We start from the raw sequence: 2,371 nt of genomic DNA on the forward strand, positions 1-2,371 counted from the left end.
ATAGAGCGAACGGTATGATAAAACACATCTTCTGGTTTTTCAAGCTTTAATAAACGGTATGAATCCGGGGAATTTAAATAGTTATTAACGGCTTCTTTTGGTATTACTTTTTGACATTTCCCTTGGTATATTACCCAGATACACCCTTCCCAAATTGTAGAGAATCTTTGTATTTGTGTCTCGTTTAAAAGAAGGAGATTTTGTATCTCTTGAATTGTATAATAATGATCCGGAATATTTGTCATAAATCTTTGATACGAATCTACCTGTTCTTTAAGAAGCATTATCTGGTTTTTAGTACCATAATTCACAGATTCAAAATTAATATGTTGATGATCTAAAAGTTCATAAAGTGAGCGCCGATTTTTTAAACCTAAAATTTTTGCAGCTTGTGAAAGTGAATAATAATCATTGATGTTGTTTACATTAAAGTATTTTTGTCTCTGTTCTTTAAATTCTTCAACAGAATCTTTTGGAACGTACCATGTAGACTTTATTTTTATAGAGCCTGGGAATAAATTATTATGTATATATTCAATAATTGTACTACGATCTAATTGCAAGTCTTTTATTAAAAAATTTACTGTGTAGTAATTTGATGGATCAAATGGTTCAGTAACTAAAGGGATTATCTCTTGTCTATGAACGTACGTGCGGTTACCTATTACAATTATATCTTTAAATTGCTTTTTTTTAATTCGAGTTTGAACATCCTGTACACTTAAATGTAGCGTGGTTGCTATTTCTTTAGAAGATAAGTAATTAGATTGGAAGTATAAAAAATCATTGACAGCTTTTTCTGGAATGAATTTTTTACCACGTACCATTTCAATTTTGAGATTTGCAACGACCTCTAAAGGATTAACTTTTTGATAAAACCAACTCCTAAGTGATTTTGCATTTATAGAAAGCATATTGGCAGCTTCGTTTATTGTTAATAACTTCATCTCTTCCTCCACTTAAACTAGTTAATAATCTTTAAACAATTCATCCAATAATTTTTCGATTTCATTCTTTAACTCTACAGTATCAGCCATATAAGTCAGAGCTGAGAAAATACTTGTATCGCCCCTAGACAAAGCTACTTCATAAGGGTTATTTGCAACCTTAGCGATTAGATTTGTAAAAGTTCCTCTTCCAATGTGAAATGACCATTTGGTATTTTTTAAATTGATGGACATAATAACATCATCTACATTTAATGACTTTGATAATTCCTCTATAAAACATTTTTTCACTTTTTCAAAGTGATATCTAATAGATTTTCCTGTCATCGCTTTACCGTCTCTGTTTACAAAAAGGGGAGTTGTTAAAGGTAAATCAGGGGAGTCATAGATTTCCTTTAATAATCTAAGATGATCTTTATAAAGATGAGGGAGTATATTTTTTATATTATAAACAAATTGTAGGCGCGGCTTTTTAACATAGCTAGTTCCATTCGTATCTTTAATATCTGGTCGAAGTGTTTGTGAAGTTAAAGCTATTTTCATTCCACCTTTTCCGTATGAATCACTATAAGGTGTAATATCTTTTAATGTAATATTAGCAATTTCCCCAATTCTCAATCCCCCAAATATGGATAAGTAGATAGCTAATGCTATAGGTGGAGCAACATGTATAGCCATTCTAATAAAAGATAAAATATGTTTAGGTGGCAAAGTATGTTCTATAGCTTTTAAACCAGTATATTTTGCATTAGCCGCTTCGTTAGAATATTTTACTTGGAATGGAGATAATTTATATTTTTGCTTAGGGGTATTGGGTATAACAGCTTCAGTAAAATCTTTAATCGTATAGTGCTTAGAACATTTTTTTCGTGCTAAAAACTCATAAAAATATACGAGTGATCTTTCTATATTTTTAACACTAGAATTAGTCTTTCTTTTCCATAATAATTCATTTAAAAATGTACTACCATGTTCGAATTTTAATTCTGCTAGTGATGTAAGACCAAAGTCATTTACTTTATCAATAAGTATATAATTTAAAAATTGACATAAGTGTATCGCATGCAATCTTTGTGTATTATAACTTTTATACTTCCAATTTTGAAAAATAAAAGCACTTAGTGGATGAACGATAGAGATTTTCAATCTCTTGTGTTTAAGCATAATTAAAGCATGTTTGCGATAGAATGACTCCTTATCAGTCCCCTTAATTTCTACTAGTGCTGTATCTACACAAAACTGATATTCTTGACTAGATAACGTCTTATGTTCGTTAACCAGAATACTGTTCAAAGTTTTCTCCTCTTATTTTAGATTAACTTATTAATCGTTTTTTTTATATTTATAATCTTCTGATAATCTAATTTTAACTTTATACAATAGTTATGTACACAACATAATGTACATTTTTTAGTAATCTTAGC

2 protein-coding genes are annotated in these 2,371 nt (G+C 29.4%); both read right to left on the reverse strand.

The window, feature by feature from the left end; all coding sequences use genetic code 11:
- On the reverse strand, nt 1-947 hold a 947-nt coding region (locus tag MR079_RS28085; RefSeq protein WP_242295064.1), incomplete at its 3' end, for a helix-turn-helix domain-containing protein.
- A 21-nt stretch (nt 948-968) separates the two neighbouring features.
- On the reverse strand, nt 969-2,240 hold the full coding sequence (locus MR079_RS28090; protein ID WP_242295065.1) for a site-specific integrase: 1,272 nt from the start codon (nt 2,238-2,240) through the stop codon (nt 969-971).
- Nucleotides 2,241-2,371 lie beyond the last annotated feature (131 nt).

This window comes from Bacillus cereus group sp. BfR-BA-01381 (assembly GCF_022663555.1).
Classification (GTDB): Bacteria; Bacillota; Bacilli; order Bacillales; family Bacillaceae_G; genus Bacillus_A; species Bacillus_A pacificus.